Origin of the sequence: Cysteiniphilum halobium (genome assembly GCF_003574425.1) — a bacterium.
Lineage (GTDB): Bacteria > Pseudomonadota > Gammaproteobacteria > Francisellales > Francisellaceae > Caedibacter > Caedibacter halobius.
Window position 1 is genome coordinate 1 of sequence record NZ_KZ984543.1, and the last position, 592, is coordinate 592.

Genomic DNA, 592 nt, shown 5'->3' on the forward strand with positions numbered 1-592 from the left:
GGATATCTTAGCCTTTGTTGATACTGCCAATATCAGTGGTAGCTTTAATGCCACCACAGGGGTATTAAGCTTAAGTGGTAGTGATACCCTTGCCAATTATCAGGCAGCATTGCGTAGTGTGACATATCAAAACACTTCTGATAATCCAAATCCACTGGCACGCACTGTAAGCTTCGTTGTTAATGATGGCGATGTTAATTCAACTGCGGCAACCAGTACCATTACCGTTACTGCTGTTAATGATGCACCGATTAATATTGTTCCAGATATTGTTATCAGCCAGCTTGGAACAAATATAGTTGGTGAGTTTGCAGATGATCAATCAGGTTATTCAGTCGCAACGAGTGCTGATGGATTAAGAATTGCCATTAGTGCTCCTTTTAATAATGACAATGGAAACAATGCCGGTCACGTCCGTATATATCAGTGGGATGGTAATGACTGGATTCAAATGGGTGCTGATATAGATGGCAGTACTGCTAATGATCAATCAGGTTATTCAATAGCAATGAGTGATGATGGATTAAGAATTGCCATTGGCGCTCCTTTTAATGATGATAGTGGGAATAATGCCGGTCACGTCCGTATATAT

At 40.7% G+C, this 592-nt stretch carries 1 protein-coding gene; it reads left to right on the forward strand.

Annotated features, from left to right (window positions below; translation table 11 throughout):
• On the forward strand, positions 1-592 hold a 592-nt coding region (locus DNK85_RS01430; RefSeq protein ID WP_208123114.1), incomplete at both ends, for a hypothetical protein.